This window comes from Azoarcus taiwanensis (assembly GCF_012910885.1).
Taxonomy (GTDB): Bacteria; Pseudomonadota; Gammaproteobacteria; order Burkholderiales; family Rhodocyclaceae; genus Azoarcus_F; species Azoarcus_F taiwanensis.
In genome coordinates, this window is sequence record NZ_WTVM01000249.1 from 1 (window position 1) to 2,010 (window position 2,010).

Annotated in this window: 2 protein-coding genes; both read left to right on the forward strand. The window is 60.5% G+C overall.

Annotated elements, in window-relative coordinates:
• Nucleotides 1–967 (forward strand): PstS family phosphate ABC transporter substrate-binding protein (locus tag GPA21_RS20060; RefSeq protein ID WP_339379831.1); only part of this gene is annotated, 967 nt, incomplete at its 5' end.
• Between the two features lie 104 nt (nt 968–1,071).
• The coding region (locus GPA21_RS20065; protein ID WP_211163735.1) for a hypothetical protein at nt 1,072–2,010 on the forward strand (939 nt) is incomplete at its 3' end.

The following is a 2,010-nucleotide window of genomic DNA, read 5'->3' on the forward strand; positions in this document are numbered from 1 at the left end:
GAAGAAGCCGCTTGTTCTGGGTATTGCCGCCGCGCTGGGTCTGGGTGCTGGTGTCGCATCCGCCCAAGTTGATCCTGCCCTGCCCGCTTACGAGCGCGTCTCGGGTATTTCCGGCAACCTGACCTCCATCGGTTCCGATACCTTGAACAACCTCATGACCCTGTGGGCTGAGGAATTCGCCAAGTTCTACCCGAACGTTAACGTCCAGATTCAGGGCGCTGGCTCCTCCACTGCGCCCCCGGCGCTGGTCGAAGGTACTGCGAACTTCGGCCCGATGAGCCGCGCGATGCGTGACTCGGAGATTCGTGCTTTCGAAGACCGCCATGGTTTCGCTCCGACCGAAGTGCCGGTCGCGATCGACATGGTTGCAGTGTATGTCAACAAGGACAACCCGATCGAAGGTCTGTCGCTCCCGCAGGTCGATGCGATCTTTTCGGCGACCCGCGCCTGCGGTTACGCCAACGACATCACGACCTGGGGCCAGGCTGGTCTGACCGGTGCCTGGGCCAATCGTGACATCACCCTGTACAGCCGTAACGCCGTGTCCGGTACCTACGGTTTCTTCAAGGAAATGGCCTTGTGTGGCGGTGACTTCAAGTCCACCATCAACGAACAGCCGGGTTCTTCCGCCGTGGTGCGCGGGGTTGAGCAGACGATCAACGGTATTGGCTACTCCGGTATCGGCTACAAGACCTCCGGCGTGCGTGTCGTGCCGCTTGCCAAGGAGCATGGCGGTGAGTATGCCGAGGCGAATGGCGAGAACGCGGTTTCGGGCGCTTATCCGCTGGCCCGCTTCCTGTACGTCTATGCCAACGCCAACCCGAACACCGGCTGGAACCCGCTTGAGCGCGAGTTCTTCCGCATGGTGCTCTCCAAGGAAGGTCAGGAAGTTGTGCATCGTGACGGTTACGTGACGCTGCCGGCACCGGTTGCCGAGCGTTTCATGAATGAAAAAGGCCTCAAATAACAACAACCTGAAGTTGTGACGGGCTTCGCCGCGAAAGCGGCGGGGCCTTGTTTTTTTGTCCGAAAGGCAGGTTTTCGAGCCTTTCGAATCTGGAGCAAGAGCAAATGGCTGCGATTTCGCCCGACAGCGTTCAGACGAGCCGATCCCTATTGCCGTCTGTCGAGAAACGCGAGAAGCTGCGCAAGACCCGCAAGTTTCGCGACGGTCTGTCGCTATATGGCGTCGGTGCCGGCGGTTTGGGGGTGATCTTCGCGCTCGCGCTGATCTTCGTGTATCTGTTCTACGAGACGATGCCACTGCTCAAGCCGGTCAGCATGGAGGTCAGTACGACCTATGCCGTGCCCGGTGAGATGCCGGTTACGCCAACCATGCATTTGACGCTGGATCGCTTCGAAGAGATCGGGGGACGCTTCTCCGAGTCCGGGGTCATTACCTTCTTCAATGCGCGCAACGGCGCCATCCTGTCCCGGATCGAGCTGCCGATCCCGGAAGGCGAGCGCGTCACCAGTTTTGGTCGTTCGGAAAGTCGCAAGAGCCTGTTCGTCTATGGTTTCAGTGACGGCTCGGTGCTGCCGGTCAAGGTCGATTACGAGATCACCTTCCCGGACGGGGTGCGCCGGGTCACGCCGCGGTTGAGCTTTCCGCTTGGCGCGGAGCCCACCGGTATCGGCGGCAAGGAAGGTGCGCAGTACTCGGCGCTCGAGATCGTCGATGGTCGCGGCGGATACGTGATCGCGGCCGGTACTGTCGCGGGCGACATCGCGATGGCGCTTTACAGCACCACGACGAGCATGCTCACTGGTACCGTCGAAATCCGCCGTCAGGACTTCAATCTGCCCAACCTCGGCGCACCGGTGAGTCAGCTGCTCGTCAATGAATCTTTGCGCAATCTGTTTGCGATCGATGCGACCGGTACCCTGCATCACTTCGATATCGTGGATCGCAGCCGGCCGGTTCTGGTGGAAAAGGTCGCGCTGGTTCCGTCTGGTGTGGAGTTCCGCGTCGCCGAGTTCCTGGTCGGTTCGCGGTCGCTGATCGTTGGT